Annotated in this window: 17 protein-coding genes, 2 tRNA genes, 1 other RNA gene and 1 pseudogene; 12 read left to right on the top strand and 9 right to left on the bottom strand. The window is 22.0% G+C overall.

Annotated features, from left to right (window positions below; translation table 11 throughout):
- The first annotated feature begins 4 nt into the window (after positions 1 to 4).
- Entirely contained in the window at positions 5 to 1,351 is a 1,347-nt protein-coding gene (gene accC, locus H0H39_RS00550) for an acetyl-CoA carboxylase biotin carboxylase subunit (RefSeq protein ID WP_185877462.1), read from the top strand.
- 8 nt (positions 1,352 to 1,359) lie between these two features.
- Here accC and H0H39_RS00545 read toward each other — a convergent pair whose 3' ends face one another.
- Entirely contained in the window at positions 1,360 to 2,448 is a 1,089-nt protein-coding gene (locus H0H39_RS00545; RefSeq protein WP_185877461.1) for a peptide chain release factor 1, read from the bottom strand.
- Positions 2,449 to 2,456: 8 nt separating this feature from the next.
- A complete protein-coding gene (locus H0H39_RS02970) occupies positions 2,457 to 2,750 on the bottom strand; it encodes a DUF4293 family protein (RefSeq protein WP_394798440.1) in 294 nt (97 codons plus the stop codon).
- Positions 2,751 to 2,988: 238 nt separating this feature from the next.
- Here H0H39_RS02970 and rho point away from each other — a divergent pair, with 238 nt between their 5' ends.
- The 3 genes from rho to H0H39_RS00525 all read left to right on the top strand — a co-directional run bounded on the left by rho (position 2,989) and on the right by H0H39_RS00525 (position 5,860).
- A complete protein-coding gene (gene rho, locus H0H39_RS00535) occupies positions 2,989 to 4,551 on the top strand; it encodes a transcription termination factor Rho (RefSeq protein WP_185877459.1) in 1,563 nt (520 codons plus the stop codon).
- A gap of 41 nt (positions 4,552 to 4,592) precedes the next feature.
- Positions 4,593 to 4,665, top strand: a tRNA-Met gene (locus tag H0H39_RS00530).
- Positions 4,666 to 4,774: 109 nt separating this feature from the next.
- Positions 4,775 to 5,860, top strand: coding sequence for a DNA recombination protein RmuC (locus H0H39_RS00525; RefSeq protein ID WP_185877458.1), 1,086 nt, complete (start codon positions 4,775 to 4,777; stop codon positions 5,858 to 5,860).
- A gap of 7 nt (positions 5,861 to 5,867) precedes the next feature.
- Here H0H39_RS00525 and H0H39_RS00520 read toward each other — a convergent pair.
- The 3 genes from H0H39_RS00520 to H0H39_RS00510 form a co-directional block, all read right to left on the bottom strand.
- A tRNA-Ser gene (locus H0H39_RS00520) sits at positions 5,868 to 5,958 on the bottom strand.
- Between the two features lie 23 nt (positions 5,959 to 5,981).
- An RNA gene (gene rnpB, locus H0H39_RS00515) (RNase P RNA component class A) lies at positions 5,982 to 6,321 on the bottom strand.
- A gap of 9 nt (positions 6,322 to 6,330) precedes the next feature.
- Positions 6,331 to 7,041 carry a YebC/PmpR family DNA-binding transcriptional regulator gene (locus tag H0H39_RS00510; RefSeq protein ID WP_185877457.1) on the bottom strand — a complete coding sequence of 237 codons (711 nt, stop codon included), beginning with the start codon at positions 7,039 to 7,041 and terminating at the stop codon, positions 6,331 to 6,333.
- Positions 7,042 to 7,166: 125 nt separating this feature from the next.
- Between H0H39_RS00510 and rpmB the strand changes: the two genes are divergently transcribed.
- Genes rpmB through htpG form a run of 5 tightly spaced genes read left to right on the top strand, consistent with a single transcriptional unit; the run spans position 7,167 to position 10,545 of the window.
- Positions 7,167 to 7,430 carry a 50S ribosomal protein L28 gene (rpmB, locus tag H0H39_RS00505; RefSeq protein WP_185877456.1) on the top strand — a complete coding sequence of 88 codons (264 nt, stop codon included), beginning with the start codon at positions 7,167 to 7,169 and terminating at the stop codon, positions 7,428 to 7,430.
- Positions 7,411 to 7,593, top strand: coding sequence for a 50S ribosomal protein L33 (gene rpmG / locus H0H39_RS00500; protein ID WP_185877455.1), 183 nt, complete (start codon positions 7,411 to 7,413; stop codon positions 7,591 to 7,593). The genes rpmB and rpmG overlap by 20 nt, the downstream gene beginning before the upstream one ends.
- A 13-nt stretch (positions 7,594 to 7,606) precedes the next feature.
- Positions 7,607 to 7,777 carry a hypothetical protein gene (locus tag H0H39_RS00495; protein WP_185877454.1) on the top strand — a complete coding sequence of 57 codons (171 nt, stop codon included), beginning with the start codon at positions 7,607 to 7,609 and terminating at the stop codon, positions 7,775 to 7,777.
- Positions 7,778 to 7,788: 11 nt separating this feature from the next.
- Complete coding sequence (ftsY, locus tag H0H39_RS00490; protein ID WP_185877453.1) at positions 7,789 to 8,679, top strand: signal recognition particle-docking protein FtsY; 891 nt, start codon at positions 7,789 to 7,791, stop codon at positions 8,677 to 8,679.
- Positions 8,680 to 8,712: 33 nt separating this feature from the next.
- The gene (gene htpG / locus H0H39_RS00485) at positions 8,713 to 10,545 is read left to right on the top strand and encodes a molecular chaperone HtpG (protein ID WP_185877452.1); all 1,833 of its coding nucleotides are present in this window, start codon (positions 8,713 to 8,715) and stop codon (positions 10,543 to 10,545) included.
- A gap of 21 nt (positions 10,546 to 10,566) precedes the next feature.
- On the opposite strand, the gene H0H39_RS02920 is transcribed toward htpG, so the two are convergent.
- Positions 10,567 to 11,346, bottom strand: coding sequence for a 3'-5' exonuclease (locus H0H39_RS02920; RefSeq protein ID WP_238785666.1), 780 nt, complete (start codon positions 11,344 to 11,346; stop codon positions 10,567 to 10,569).
- A 297-nt stretch (positions 11,347 to 11,643) separates the two neighbouring features.
- Positions 11,644 to 12,072 (bottom strand): annotated as a pseudogene (locus tag H0H39_RS02960) (CDP-alcohol phosphatidyltransferase family protein); the annotation flags it as partial.
- A 26-nt stretch (positions 12,073 to 12,098) separates the two neighbouring features.
- Here H0H39_RS02960 and ybeY point away from each other — a divergent pair.
- On the top strand, positions 12,099 to 12,515 hold the full coding sequence (gene ybeY, locus H0H39_RS00475) for an rRNA maturation RNase YbeY (RefSeq protein WP_185877450.1): 417 nt from the start codon (positions 12,099 to 12,101) through the stop codon (positions 12,513 to 12,515).
- 9 nt (positions 12,516 to 12,524) lie between these two features.
- On the top strand, positions 12,525 to 14,405 hold the full coding sequence (gene mnmG, locus H0H39_RS00470) for a tRNA uridine-5-carboxymethylaminomethyl(34) synthesis enzyme MnmG (RefSeq protein WP_185877449.1): 1,881 nt from the start codon (positions 12,525 to 12,527) through the stop codon (positions 14,403 to 14,405).
- A gap of 13 nt (positions 14,406 to 14,418) precedes the next feature.
- On the opposite strand, the gene H0H39_RS00465 is transcribed toward mnmG, so the two are convergent.
- A complete protein-coding gene (locus H0H39_RS00465; RefSeq protein WP_185877448.1) occupies positions 14,419 to 14,559 on the bottom strand; it encodes a hypothetical protein in 141 nt (46 codons plus the stop codon).
- A gap of 70 nt (positions 14,560 to 14,629) precedes the next feature.
- Here H0H39_RS00465 and fumC point away from each other — a divergent pair, with 70 nt between their 5' ends.
- Positions 14,630 to 16,033 (top strand): class II fumarate hydratase, encoded by a 1,404-nt coding sequence (gene fumC, locus H0H39_RS00460; protein ID WP_185877447.1) that lies wholly within the window; start codon positions 14,630 to 14,632, stop codon positions 16,031 to 16,033.
- Here fumC and H0H39_RS00455 read toward each other — a convergent pair.
- On the bottom strand, positions 16,030 to 16,800 hold the full coding sequence (locus H0H39_RS00455; protein ID WP_185877446.1) for a TatD family hydrolase: 771 nt from the start codon (positions 16,798 to 16,800) through the stop codon (positions 16,030 to 16,032). The two genes, fumC and H0H39_RS00455, sit on opposite strands and share 4 nt — an antisense overlap.
- Between the last annotated feature and the right edge of the window lie 33 nt (positions 16,801 to 16,833).

Raw genomic sequence — 16,833 nt, 5'->3', positions numbered from 1 at the left:
ATACATGTTGAAAAAAATATTAATAGCAAATAGAGGAGAAATCGCTATGAGGATTATTAGAACTGTAAAAGAAATGGGATTAAAAACTGTGGCTGTTTATTCTACTGCAGATAAATATAGTCTTCATGTTTATTTTGCAGATGAAGCTGTATGTATTGGTCCTCCAGATCCTAAAAAATCTTATTTAAATATTCCAAATTTGATTTCTGCTGCAGAAATTACTAATGCAGATGCCATTCATCCAGGATATGGATTTCTTTCTGAAAATGCATATTTTTCATCTATGTGTAATAGGCATAAAATTAAGTTTATAGGAGCAAATCCTAATCATATGATACAAATGGCTAATAAAGTTTTTGCAAAAAAAACTATGAATAAAGCAGGAATTTCCTGTATACCAGGAATTAATTGTTTAATTAAATCTTCTTATAAGAGTATAGAAAAAATTGCAGATAAAATAGGCTTTCCTATTGTTATAAAATCTGTTTTTGGAGGAGGAGGTAGAGGAATTAGATTTGTTTTTGATAAAAGTTATTTAAAAAATTCTTGGGAAGAATCTGTTAAAGAGTCATTTATATGTTTTGGTAGAAAAGATATATATATAGAAAAATTAATTTTAGACTCAAGACATATTGAAGTACAAATAATGGGAGATTGTTATGGAAATATTTGTCATTTATCTGAAAGAGATTGTTCTATTCAAAGAAGAAATCAAAAATTATTAGAAGAAGCTCCATCTCCATTTTTAACTCCATATCTTAGAAAAAAGATAGGAGAACAAGCAAAAAAAGTAGCCGAATTTATTCGTTATGAAGGAATAGGAACTATAGAATTTTTGGTAGATAAAAATAAAAACTTTTATTTTTTAGAAATGAATCCAAGAATACAAGTGGAACATACTATTACTGAAGAAATAATGGGAATAGATTTAGTTTATGAACAAATATCAATAGCATATGGAGAAAAAATTTCCGTAAAAGATTTATATCCAAATTTTTATTCAATAGAATGTAGGATAAACGCTGAAAATCCTTATAAAAATTTTTCTCCTTCTTCTGGAAAAATTACTAAAGTACATTTTCCGGGAGGAAAAGGTGTACGTGTAGATACTCATATTTATTCTGGATATTATATTTCACCTTATTATGATTCTATGATTGCTAAAATTATAACAACAGAGAGAAGTAGAAAAAAAGCTATAAAAAAAATGAAACGTTCTTTAGAAGAATTTTCTATTGAAGGAATTAATACTATTATTCCATTTCAAAAAAAAATAATACAAAATAATGAATTTATAAAAGGAAATTACAATACAAATTTTATAAATGAAAATAAAATTAAATGTAAATAAATTAAATATTATTGTTTTAATATTAATTTTAATAAGTCAATCATATCTTGAATATTTCCATTCATAAATTTAACTAGGTTATGCATAGATTTATGTATTCTATGATCAGTAACTCTATTATTAGGATAATTATAAGTTCTTATTTTTACAGAACGATCTCCAGTAGAAACCAATAATTTTCTTTCTTCAGATCTTTTTGTCATTTTTTTATCCATTTCAATTTTATATATTTTTGATTTCAATATAATCATTGCTTTTTCAAAATTTTTATGCTGAGATCTTTCTTCTTGACATTCTGCTGTTATTTTAGTTGGTAAATACGTTAATCTTACAGCAGATTCTGTTTTATTTACATGTTGACCTCCTGCTCCACTAGATCTAAAAGTATCTTTTTTTATATCTGAATAATTAATATTTATTTCCAAATCTTCTACTTTTGGTAAAACAGCAACAGTAACAGCTGAAGTATGTAACCGTCCTTGAGATTCAGTTTTAGGGATTCTTTGTACTCTATGTACACCTGATTCAAATTTTAAATTACCATAAATTTTATCTTCTTTTTTTCCAAATACTTCTATAACAATTTCTTTATATCCTATTTCTCCTTTTTGAAAATGAATAATTTTGTATTTCCATTGCAATTTATTAAAATACATTGTATACATTCTTAACATATCTTCTACAAACAAACAGGCCTCATTCCCTCCAGTTCCAGATCTTATTTCTAAAATAACATTTCTATAATCTTCTTTATTATACTGATTTACGTTTTTAGTTTGTACTTTAATAATTAAATTTTTGAACTCTTTCTCTATTATATCAAGTTCTTTTATTAATTGTTTTTTTTCTTTTTCAGCTAATTTTTTCATTTCTAGATCTAAATCATTTTTAATAAAAAAATTAGCTTCTTTTAATAAAATTAATTTTTTATTACTCTTTTTATAAAGAAAAAAAAGTTTTTCTAAACTATTATATTTATTTAATAATAATTTATAATTTTTTTGAAAAACATTTGGACTTAATATATTTCTAGAAATATCTTCAAATTTTTTTTCATATATTTTTAATTTAGAAATTAATTTTTCATATTTTTTCATTATTTTTTTTATCGTATTCTATTTACAGAATCAATTATATTCATATCCTTTTTTATGGCATGATTTGCCATATATAACAGAATATTACAAAAAAATGATAACAATAGGAAAAATAAAACTCTTAATTCTAAATAATATTCGTTATATGATTGGAAATCTAAAAAAAATAACATTGTAAAATAATTAACAATATTTAAGAAAATATTTATATCATTTAAAACTATCTGAGTTTTTCTTTTTTTAAAAAGAAAAACACTTAGTATAGACAAAATTAAACAAGAAACAGTAACACATATAGACATGTTTTGTAAAATATAATGTGATTTTTTGTCTCCTGACAATAGTGAACAAATAAAATAAAATAAAATAGAAACAGATAAATATAATGTTTGAATTCTATATAACATAAAAATAAATAATTAAAAAGTTAAATTGAATGATTCAATTTATTAAATTTTTTGTTTAAGTTCAATTGATTTTTTTGTATAATTGTATTTGTAGTTTCTAAAAAAGTTATTATAAATATAATCCAATTACTTTATGTTTGATATTACCGAATTAAAAAGTAAAAAACTTTTTGAGTTACAGGAAATTGCTCGATCTTCCGGATTAAAAAAATGTACGCAATTAAGAAAAAATGAATTACTAGAAAAAATTATTTCTATATTTAAGAATGATAACGTCAATTCGTTGAAAAAAGAGAATCCTATAAAAAAAAGTTTTAGTTCTAAAAAAATTAGAATTAATGAATTTAAAAATCAATATTTGGAAAAGAAAAAAAAATCTACTATTCATAGTAAACAAGAATTTACCAAAAAAAAAAATAATGCTCATACAAAAGAATCGGAGGAATCCACAAAATTTCAAAAAAAACATAAAAATTTTCCTATAAAAAAAATAGATAAAATTGATAGTAATTTTTTTGCAATAAAAGATACATCACAAAAAAATATTATATATAATAAACAACGTTCTTCTGAATATAAATACGAAGGTATTATTATAAGTGAAGGAGTATTAGAAATAATGCAAGAAAATTATGGTTTTTTAAGATCATCTGATTTTAACTATCTATCATCTCCTGATGATATATATGTATCTCAATCTCAAATTAGATTATTTGGAATGAAAACAGGAGATACCATAAGAGGAGAAGTTAGGCCACCAAAAGATGGAGAAAAATATTTTCCTTTGGTTAAAATTCTAGAAATTAATGGTAGAACACCTTCTTTTGTTAGAGAAAGAAATTCTTTTGAACATTTAACCCCTTTATTTCCTAATGAAAAATTTAAATTAGCTGAAAAAAATGCTACTATTTCTACTAGGATAGTAGATTTATTTACTCCAATAGGAAAAGGTCAAAGAGGAATGATAGTAGCACCACCAAAAACTGGTAAAACAACATTATTAAAAGAAATAGCAAATGCTATAGCAGCTAATCATCCTGAAGTTTATTTAATTATATTATTAATTGATGAACGTCCGGAAGAAGTTACAGATATGCAAAGAAATGTGAAAGGAGAAGTTATTGCCTCTACTTTTGATGAGCCAGCAGATAGACATGTAAAAGTTGCAAATATAGTTTTACAAAAAGCAAAAAGAATGGTAGAATGTTCTCATGATGTCATCATTTTATTAGATTCTATTACTAGATTGGCTCGTGCATATAATACTGTTGCTCCAGCTTCTGGAAAAGTATTATCAGGAGGAGTAGATGCAAACGCATTACATAAACCAAAAAGATTTTTTGGGGCAGCAAGAAATATAGAAAATGGAGGATCATTATCTATTATAGCCACAGCTATGATAGATACTGGATCAAAAATGGATGAAGTTATATTTGAAGAATTTAAGGGAACAGGAAACAAAGAATTACAATTAGATAGAAAAATAGCGAATAAAAGAATATATCCAGCAATTGATTTAATAACTTCTAGTACAAGAAAAGATGATCTTTTATTAGATCCAAATACACTGCAAAGGATGTGGATTTTGAGAAAACATTTATCTGATATGAATCCAGTAGAAGCTATGGAATTTTTGAGATCAAGAATAGCAAGAACACAAAATAATGAAGAATTTTTAATATCAATGAATGGATAATTTGTTTTTGTAGATGAAAAATACTATCTTAACTATAATTACGCGGGATGGAGCAGTTGGTAGCTCGTCGGGCTCATAACCCGAAGGTCATAGGTTCGAGTCCTATTCCCGCTATTTTTATTTCCTCTTTTATTTCCTCATTTTTAATATGTATTTATATATTTTTTTTATAACAATTATTTTTGTTTTTGCATTATTCATTTTTTTCTTCAAAAGATTGGAAATGTTTATAAAAGAAGAATATCGTAATCAAAAATCTAATATTAAAGATATTAATGAATATAATAAGGATTATATTATTGATTATTTAAATGATTTTAGGAAAGAGTGGATAAATTATTCTAATAATTATCAAAATTTTTTAAGTAAAGAAATACAATTAAATTTTGAAAATTATTCAAATAAATTAGATTCTATTAATGTAGAACAAAAAAAATTTGTTGAAAACATAGAAAAAAATATAGAAAATATAAAAGAGGTTATAACTAGTAAACTACAAAAATCTTTGAATTATCATTTAGAAAAATCGTTTGAAGTTATTGGTAATCAGTTAATATTCTTACAAAAAGGATTAGGAGAAATGAAAATTTTAGTAAAAGATGTAAGTTCTTTAAAAAGAACATTAAATAATGTAAAAATATGTGGTAGTTTCAGTGAAATGCAATTATCTATGTTATTGGAACAAATTTTATCTCCAGATCAATATGATTCTAATGTTATAACAAAATCTAATACTAATTATGTAGTAGAATTTGCAATTAAACTTCCTGGATTTGGAAATGGAAGTATATGGCTTCCAATTGATGTTAAATTTCCAAAGGAAACTTATGAAAAAGTTCAATTAGCTTATCGAAATGGAGATAAAAAAAGCATTAATATTGCTACAAAAAATATGGAATCTGTTTTAAAAAAAATGTCTAAAGATATTCAACATAAATATATTGATCCTCCAAATACTACTGATTTTGCAATTTTATTTTTACCATTTGAAGGTATATATGCAGAAGTGATAAAAAATTCAAAACTTTTGGAAGAATTATTAAGAAAATATAACACAGTTGTAAGTGGGCCTTCTACACTAGCTGCAATTTTAAATAGCCTTCAAATAGGATTTAGAACTCTTGCTATACAAAAAAGGACTTCTGAAGTTTGGAAAATATTAGAATCTGTAAAACAAGAATTTTCAAAATTTGGAATACTACTTCATCAAGTACAGGATAAATTACAAGGAGCCTCAAAAGATATAGACAAATTACTTGGTGTTAAAACTAATTTAATAGAAAAAAAATTAAAAAATATAGATCAATAAAAAACAACGGAGAGAAAGGGATTCGAACCCTTGACACCTTAATATATATGTGAACACGCTTTCCAGGCGTGCGCCTTAAACCACTCGGCCATCTCTCCTTTTAATAAAAGATAAATACTTAAAATTAAGTATGGCTGTAAGCCGGATTCTGTTCATCTACATCTATATAAAAAAATAGAATTGCTTATTATTTATCTTGAATTTAAGTTACCTAAAATTTCTATCTGTCTACCCCCCGAATTTAACTGAGCAAGTTTTCGGTATATTTGACATTTCACCACATAGAGTTTACATGATTTCACTACAGCTATTTTTTTATTATTAATACTGTACTTTCTTTCTGTTGCACTATTCCTCATCTTTCGATGGATGGGTGTTACCCACTATGTTGCTCTTACGGTGTCCGGACTTTCCTCATTTTTTTATGATATTAAAAAAAACGCAATAAGCCACCATACTTAAAAATAAAATTATAAATTTACATTATAATATATATTTTTTATTTCGTCATTTTTATTAAGATCCTTAATTAAAGATAATATTTTTTGTTTTTTATCATTTGAAATATATTTTTTTTGTTTTGGTATTCTTTTTAATATACTTTTATATTTAATTTTTAATTTTTCTAGATTTTGTTTAATACATCCAAAATATTTAAAATCTATAATAATATGAATTTCTTTTTCTTTTTCTATAATATCTTCAGCTCCAACATCTATTAATTTAAGTTCTAAATCTTCTAATGAAATATTAATAATATCTTTTTTTTTTACGAAAAAAAATAATTTTTTTATAAAAAAATGAAGTAGTTCTCCATTATTACATAATAATCCTCCATTTTTGTTAAAAATAGTTTTTATAATAGATAAAGTTCTAATATTATTATCTGTTATACATTCTATAATTATGCTAATTCCATAAATTTTTCCTTCTATATTTATATTCTTGTAATTATTTGTTTTAGAATTTAAAATTTTTTGTATTGCTTTTTTTATAGTATTTTTTGGTATATTTAATGATTTTGCGTTTATAATAGCATTTTTAAGTCTATAATTATTAATTCCCCATTTTTTAACTATTGAAATAATTTCATTAATTGCTTTAGAAAATTTTTTAGATTTTTTAATATCTTGATTAGATTTTCTGTGTTGTATGTTAGCCCATTTGCTATGTCCTGACATAATAGAAATACTTGATTTTTTTAAGATTATAATATTTTTTAATATATTTGGATAAATTTTTTTATAACAATATTTTGAATATTGATTATTAAATATCTAAAATAATTTAGATAAAAAAATACTTTATGTCAAGAATTTGTGAATTAACAGGAAAAAAATCTATGGTGGGAAATAAAGTTTCTCATGCAAATAATAAAAAAAAACGTCGTTTTAATATCAATTTATGTAAAAAACGTTTTTTTTTAATAAGAAAAAAAAAATGGATTACTTTAAAAATTTGTGTATCTACTATAAGAATAATTGATAAAATAGGTATAGAAAATGCACTAATTAGATTTAATTATAATTATAATAAAAAGAAAAAAATATATGAGCAAAAAAGGAAATAGAATACAAGTAATTTTAGAATGTACTGAGCAAAAAAAATTTGGAATGTCTGGTATATCTAGATATATAACAACTAAAAACAAAAAAAATACTCCAAATAGAATTGAATTAAAAAAATTTAATCCTATACTTAGAAAGTATACTGTACACAAAGAAATTAAATAATTTATTAAAAAAAATGTCCATTAAAAAAAATATTATTGAAAATAAAGATAAAAACAAAATGATTTTAGCTGTAAAATTAGTGAAATCTAAAAATAAAACAAATGTATTTACATTTGTAAATAAAATGATAAAAGAAAAAGATATATATGTCTTTTTTGACAATAAAAAAGCGAATAAAAAATAAAATATTTGCTAATGTTTAATAATTCTTTTTTATCTAAAATAAAAAATTTTTTTTCTAACAAAGAAAAAAAAATAGTTGAATTAAGTGATATAGATCATTTAGAAAAAATACTTTTATCTGCTGATATAGGAACAGATCTTACTGTAAAGATATTGAAGAATTTAGAATATAAAATTTTAGGTAAAAAAATAAAAATAAATGATTTAAATGGATTATTAAAAAATGAGATAATAAACTTTTTTACAGAAAAAAAATATTCTATAGAAAAAAAAATAACAAATTGTAATAATCCATATGTTTGTACTATAGTTGGAGTAAATGGTGTTGGAAAAACAACTACTGTAGGAAAATTAGCTTTTTTACTTAAAAAAAAGGGATTTAATCCAATTATAGGAGCATCAGATACGTTTCGTGAATGTGCTATAGATCAGTTGGAAATATGGGCTAATAGAGCTAAAGTTCCATTAGTAAAACAAAAAATTAATTCAGATCCTGCTTCTGTGGCTTATGATACTATACAATCTGCCAAATCTAAAAATAAAGATGTTGTAATTATTGATACAGCAGGAAGATTACATAACAGAACAAACCTTATGAAAGAATTATCAAAAATTAATAGGGTTATGAAAAAAATTATTCCTGAAGCACCTCATGAGACTATGTTAGTTTTAGATGCTACTAATGGACAAAATTCATTTGATCAAACAAAAAAATTTATATCATTTGTTCATGTTTCTTGTATGATTTTAACAAAGTTGGATGGAACAGCAAAAGGAGGCTTTGTTATAAATATTATGAATAAATTTAAAATACCAATTCAATATGTAGGTATAGGAGAAAAGATAGATGATTTTAAGGAATTTAATGAACAAAAGTTTATTAATGATTTTTTTTCAAAATAATAAAATAATTTTTATTTTCTTATGAATAATAATATGAATAATAAAATTAGTGTTAATTCAGACAATATTTTTCCTATTATAAAAAAATTTCTTTATTCAAACAAAGAAATTTTTTTACGTGAGTTAATTTCTAATGCTACTGATGCTATATCTAAATTAAAAACAATTTCTAGATTAAATAATCTGAATATAAATAATGACTTTAAAATTAAAGTTATAATAAATGAAAAAAATAAGTCTATTCATATTATTGATAATGGTATTGGAATGAATGAAAAAGAAATAAATAAGTATATCAATCAAATAGCTTTTTCTGGAGCAGAAGAATTTATTAAAAAATATAGTAAAGATTCTTCTTCTATAATTGGAAATTTTGGATTGGGATTTTATTCTTCTTTTATGGTATCAAATAAAGTAACTATATTAACTCAATCTTATAATGATATATATCCATCAATATTATGGACTTGTGATGGATCTACAACATTTTTCATAAAAGAAATAGAAAAGAAAAATAGAGGAACTGAAGTTATTTTATATATAGATGATAATAATAAAGAATATTTAGAATATAGTAATATTTTAAAATTATTACAAAAATATTGTAAGTTTATGCCGTTTCCAATTTATATTTCATTATTTAACAATGAAAATAATAAAGAAACTATTGTTAATAATGTTTTTCCTATATGGAAAAATAATCCTTCTAAATTAAAAAATGAAGATTATATAAAATTTCATCATGAATTATATACAAATCAATTAGATGATCCATTGTTTTGGATACATCTTAATATAGATCATCCATTTAATTTAAATGGTATACTTTTTTTTCCAAAAATAGATAAACAAATTGATATACAAAGAGAAAAAATACATTTATATCAAAATAGAGTTTTTATTACAGATGAATTACAAGGTATTGTTCCTGATTTTTTAAGTTTATTAAGAGGAGTTATAGATTCACCAGATATTCCTCTTAATGTATCACGATCTCATTTACAAAATGATAATTCTGTAAAAAATATATCTAAATATATAATAAGAAAAGTATCAGATAAACTAAACTTATTATTCAATAATAATAGGAAAAATTTTCAAAAAAAATGGGAACATATAAAAATTGTAATAGAATATGGAATTATAAGTGATAATAATTTTTTTGATAAAGCTATTAAATTCTTTTTATTTACTACTATTGATGATGATTATTATACTATAGAAGAATTTAAAAATTTAATAAAAGAAAAACAAATAAATAAAGAAGGAAAAATTGTATTTCTTTATTCTTCAGATAAAAATTCACAATTCAGTGCAATTGAAGATTCAAAGGCTAGAGATTATAAGATATTATTATTAAATAGTCCATTATCAATACATATAATACAAAAATTTGAATCATTTTATAATGATATTTGTTTTGTTAGAGTAGATTCAGATCATATTGATAAATTAATAAAAAGAAATATTAATGAAAAACAAGAAGAAAAACTATCTGAAATAGATAAAAATAAAATAAAAAATTATATAATTAATAATGATTTAATAAAAAAATATGGATTTTCTATAGAATTAGAATATTTATCTGAAAATGATCGTCCTTTTACAATAATTATTCCAGAATTCTTAAGAAGAATTCAAGATATGAATTCATTAGGTAATACTTTATCTAATAAAGAAATAAACAAATATCAACTAATTATTAATACATGTAATCCATTAATAAAAAAAATATTACAAATAAATTCTGAAGAAAAAAGGGTAGAGGTTATACAGGATATGTTAAATTTAACTCTTTTATCTAAAAATATGTTACATGGCAAAGAATTAAGTGAATTTATATCAAAAAAATTTAAAGAATTATAAATAATAATATATAAAAAATTTTTATAATTTTTTATTTTTATTAAATTTTCTTAATTTTACTTCTGTAAATATTTTTTTAGTGTATAGAGGAAATTCTGAATTTTGTATCCAGTTGTAATAACCAGGATCTTTTTCAAAGATATCTATAACTTTTTCTCCTTTATATTTACCAAAATTAAAAATTTCATTTTTATTGTCATCTATCTTAATAAATCCAGCTAAATCTGCTATGTTTTTTTGATAAGAAAATTGATTTAAACTTTTTACATCTTTTTTTAAATTTTTGTATTTATCTAATTGTGATAATAATACCTCATAAGTAGCAATTACGTCAGCTTTAGAACTATGAGCTTTTATAAGCTCTTTATTGCAATAATATTTATAAGCAGCAGATAAAGTTCTAGGTTCCATTTTATGAAAAATTACTTGAACATCTATAGTTTTATATTTTTTTATATCAAAAGATATTCCTGCACGAAGCATTTCTTCGGCTAAAATAGGAATATCAAATCTATTTGAATTGTATCCAGCTAAATCACTATTTTCAATCATTCTAAATATAAATAAAGCTATATCTTTAAATATAGGTTTTCCTATTACATCTTCGTCTTTAATTCCATGAATAGCTGTTGATTGAGAAGGTATTGGCATTTCTGGGTAAATTAACCATGTTTTATCCTCTTTATTTCCATTAGGAAATATTTTTAATATAGATATTTCTATAATTCTATCTTTACCTATATTTATTCCTGTTGCTTCTATATCAAAGAAACAAATAGGACGATGAAGTATTAATTTCATAATGTTTTGTGTTTTTATTCTATAGATCTTTGCATTTAAATAAATAGATTCTACTATATAAAAAATAATAATAAGTGGTATAGCTACTACATGTAAAGTTAGTAAAAGAAATAAACTAATCAATAAAAAAATATAACGATATTTATTTTTTTTCCAAGAATATCCATTAAAGTTAAATGAAATCATTGGAATTTTAGAATTTAAAAAATAACAAGATAAAAATATTAAAAACAATAAGGTTATAGGAGAATATATAATTTTTTTAAAAAAAAATGAAATATTATTTATAATAATAGATAAAGAAGAGAAAAATAATGTATTAACGGGTGTAGTTAGTCCATAAACTTTTTTATTATTTTTTCTAATATTAAATCTAGCTAAACGCCATGCAGAAAATACAGAAATAAAAAAAGCAGACCACTCAATATGAAAACTAGTAAAACTAGTTAATATAGTCTTTTTTAATAATATAAAAACCGTAATAGAAGGAACAACTCCAAATGATATTATATCTGATAAAGAATCTAATTCTTTCCCAAAATTATTATTATTAATATTAATTTTTCTAGATATAATTCCATCTAAATAATCAAATATAATTGATAAAATACTGAATATAATAGAAAGATTAAAGTTTTCTGATTGTAATGTTATTATTGATATACATCCAGAAAATAAATTTAATGATGTTAATATGTTTGGTATTATTTTAATATTAAAATACATTTAATTCAATTATAATTTATATTATTATGATTAAATTATTTTACGAAATATCCAATTTTAGAATTAAAAATAAATATTTAATATTTAAAAACATATTTTTATTATTGAGAAATGAAAATAAATATGTTGGTAATATAAATTATATATTTTGTAATGATAATTATTTATCAATAATAAACTATAAATTTTTAAAAAAAAACTATTATACAGATGTAATAGCTTTTAATTATTCTTTTAAAGAATATATATCTGGTGATATATTTATAAGTATTGATAGAGTATTAGAAAATTCTAAAATATGGAATCAATTTTTTTTAATTGAATTAAAACGTATTATGATTCATGCAATTTTACATTTTTTAGGTTATGATGATAAAAATAAAAAAGATAGAATAATAATGAAAAAAAAAGAAGATTTTTATATAAATTTATTCCAATATTAAATATAAACTATGTTCTCAAATTCATATGATGTTATTATAGTTGGAGGAGGTCATGCTGGATGTGAAGCAGCTATTTCTTCTGCAAGAATAGGAGGAAAAATATTACTTATAACAAGTAATATTCAAACAATTGGACAAATGTCATGTAATCCTGCTATGGGGGGAATAGCAAAAGGTCAAATGATAAGAGAGATAGATGCATTAGGTGGATATTCTGGCTATGTTACTGATTATAGTACAGTTCAATTTAGAATGCTAAATAAATCTAAGGGACCAGCAATGTGGAGTCCTAGAGCCCAATGTGATAGAAGATTATTTTCTATGTTTTGGAGGATTTTATTAGAAAAAAATGAAAAAATAAATTTATATCAAGATACAGTTAAATCATTAATTATAAAAAATTATAAAGTAATAGGAGTAAAAACTTGTCTTGGAATAATAATAAAAGCAAAATCTGTAATATTGACAACTGGAACATTTTTAAATGGAACTATATACATTGGAAATAAAAAAATTAGTGGAGGAAGAATAGCAGAAAAAGAAGTTAAGGGGATTACAAAACAATTAAGTAAAAATTTTAAATTAAAATATGGAAGAATGAAAACTGGAACATCTCCAAGAATAGATGGAAGATTTTTGAATTATAATATTATGGATATTCAAAATGGAGATAAAAATCCAGAATGTTTTTCTTTTTTTCATAGAATAAAAAAAAAATATAATAATAAACAACTTAAGTGTTATATTACATATACTAATGATATAGTCCATAATTTAATTATGGATAATTTAGATCATTCTCCAATTTTTAATAAATCTATAAAAGGATCAAGTCCAAGATATTGCCCTTCTATAGAAGAAAAGATTATTCGTTTTTCAGAAAAAAAAAGTCACCCTATTTTTATTGAACCAGAAGGATGGGATACTAAAGAAATGTATATAAATGGTTTTTCTACATCATTTTCAGAAAAAATACAATTCAAAATTTTAAAAGAAATACCAGGATTTGAAAAAGTAAAAATGATTAGACCAGGATATGCTATTGAATATGATTTTTTTTATCCAGAACAATTAAAACATACTTTAGAATCTAAAATTATAGAAAATCTTTTTTTAGCTGGACAAATAAATGGAACTACAGGATATGAAGAAGCAGCTGCACAAGGAATTATAGCTGGAATTAATTCATGTTTAAAAATATTTAAAAAAAATCCAGTTATTTTAAAAAGAAATGAAGCATATATAGGAGTATTAATAGATGATTTAGTAACAAAAGGGACAAAAGAACCATATCGTATGTTTACTTCTAGATCTGAATATAGAATGTTGTTAAGACAAGATAATGCAGATGAAAGATTGACTCATATTGGATATAAAATTGGATTAATTTCAAAAAAATATATGAGTATGGTGGAAAATAAAAAATTTAATATAAATAAATGTATAAATTTTTTTAAAAAAAATTCTTTAAAGCCTGAATATATAAATCCTATATTAATTAAAAAAAATTCTTCTGTGATTAACTCTTGTAAAAAAATTGATAATATTTTATTACGTTCTGAAATTAACATAGAAGATATTAAAAATATTAATTTTATAAAAAAATGGATAGAAAAAAATAAATTAAATAAAAAAATATTAGAACAAGTTTCAATACAAATCAAATATAAGGGATATATTGATATAGAAAAAAACAATGCAAAAAAATTATTAAAATTAGAAAATATCAAAATTCCAAATAATTTTAACTATTTTAATATTAAATCTCTTTCTTTAGAAGCTAAAGAAAAACTTAAATATTATAATCCAATATCATTAGCTCATGCATCAAGAATTAGTGGAATATCTCCTTCCGATTTAAATGTTCTTTTAATTCATATTAAATCATAAAAAATATTCAACCTTATAAATATTTTTTAATAAAAATATTTATAATATAACTTATAATCCAATATATACTAAATAAAGATAAAAATAAAATAGACCAGAATCCAGATATTAATATTAATAAAAATACAAAAAATCCTACAAATTTAATTATCATAGATATATATGTATAGTATAATAACAATATAAATATATCATATTTAACATTATTTAACAAATCAATAATTATGAATAAAAAAAGAAAATCATATAGAATAGAAAAAGATATTTTAGGTAAAGTTAAAATTCCAATAAATAAATATTGGGGTGCACAAACAGAAAGATCAAAAATAAATTTTAAAATAGGACAAAATGGATCCATGCCAATAGAAATCATTTATGCTATTAGTATTATAAAAAAAGCAGCTGCTATATCAAATTTTGAATTGGGAATATTATCTGAATATAAAAAAAACTTAATAGTAAAAGTTTGTGATGAAATTATAGATAGAAAATTGGATGATCAATTTCCATTAGTTATATGGCAAACTGGATCTGGAACACATACTAATATGAATATAAACGAAGTTATTTCTAATAGATCTCATGTAATTATGGGAAATAAATTAGAATCAGAAATTAATCGTTTTATTCACCCTAATGATGATGTTAACATGTCACAATCATCTAATGATGTTTTTTCTACTTCTATGCATATAGCAGCTTATACTATGCTAAAAAATTTTACTATTCCATCTATTGAAAACTTAAAAAGTTGTTTAGAACAAAAATCTTATTTATTTAAAAATATTGTAAAAATAGGAAGAACTCATCTTATGGATGCAGTTCCAATAACTTTAGGTCAAGAATTTTCAGGATATGCATCACAAATTAAAAAAGGATTATATTCTTTAAAAAATACTTTAAATCATCTTTCTGAATTACCAATAGGAGGAACAGCTGTTGGAACTGGACTAAATGCTCCTAAAGGATATGATATAAAAGTTATTAATTATATAAAAAAAATTACAAATATTCCTTTTAAAATATCAGAAAATAAATTTGAATCAATAGCTAACCATGATTCTATTGTAGAAACTCATTCATCTATTAAACAATTGGCTATTTCTTTAATAAAAATATCGAATGATATTCGTTTTTTATCATCTGGACCAAGATCTGGAATTGGAGAAATTTTTATTCCTGAAAATGAACCAGGATCTTCTATTATGCCTGGAAAAATAAATCCTACTCAATGTGAATCAATAATTATGGTTTGTATGAATATCATAGGAAATGATGTCTCTATATCTATAGCTGGATCATCAGGAAATTATGAATTAAATGTATGTAAACCTTTAATAATATCTAAATTATTAGAGTCTTCTAGATTATTATCAGAATCTTGTCATTCTTTTAACATTAATTGTATAAATGGAATAAAACCTAATCATCATAGAATTAAAGAATTGTTAAATAATTCTTTAATGTTAGTTACAGCTCTTAATACTCATATAGGATATGAAAAATCAGCAAAAATAGCTAGATGTGCTTATATTAATAATTCAACTTTGAAAGAAGAATCTATTAGATTAGGATATTTAACAAATGATGAATTTGATAAAATAGTAAATCCATCTAAAATGGTTTAATTAAAAAATAAATTTTTTACATTTTTATTAATAATATTAATAATTTTTTTTTCTGATAATGAATAAATATCTGATATTTTTTTTAGTATAATTCTTATATTTGATGGTTCATTTCTTTTTCCTCTGATAGGATGTGGAGAAAGATATGGAGAATCTGTTTCTAATACTATATTTTCTATACTAATTTTTTTTAGAAAATTCTTAATATGGTTATTTTTAAAAGTAATCAACCCTCCTATTCCCAATTTCATTCCAATATCAATAATTTTTTTAGCTTGATTAAAATTTCCGGAAAAACAATGAAAAACTCCTTTTATTGATGAATTATTTTTTTTTAAAAACTTAAAAACATAATCAAAAGCATTTCTACAGTGTATTACTATTGGAAGTTTTTTTTCCTTAGCAAAATTTATTTGTCTTTTAAATGCATATTCTTGTTCAAAAAGAAATTTCTTATTATTAGAATATAAATCTATACCTATTTCTCCTATTGATATAAATGAATAATTTTCCAACCATTTTTCTATTTTAATCAATTCTTTATTTAATAAATTTGGAAAAACATAATTTGGATGTAATCCAACCATTGGATAACATATGTTGGGATATTTATTTTTTAATTTAATAATATTTTGTACAGTTGAATTATTTACAGAAGGTATTAAAATTTTAGTTATTCCTTCTTTTATAGATCTATTAATTACGTTATCTATATCATTATTAAAATCTTTCATATATAAATGAGCATGAGTATCGGTTATATTCATAATATATATTTAATTTTAATGTTAAATTAAACA

This window comes from Blattabacterium cuenoti (assembly GCF_014252315.1).
Taxonomy (GTDB): Bacteria; Bacteroidota; Bacteroidia; order Flavobacteriales; family Blattabacteriaceae; genus Blattabacterium; species Blattabacterium cuenoti_AI.
Note: the sequence above shows the minus strand (reverse complement) of the source record. Positions and strands in the feature narration are given on the sequence as shown.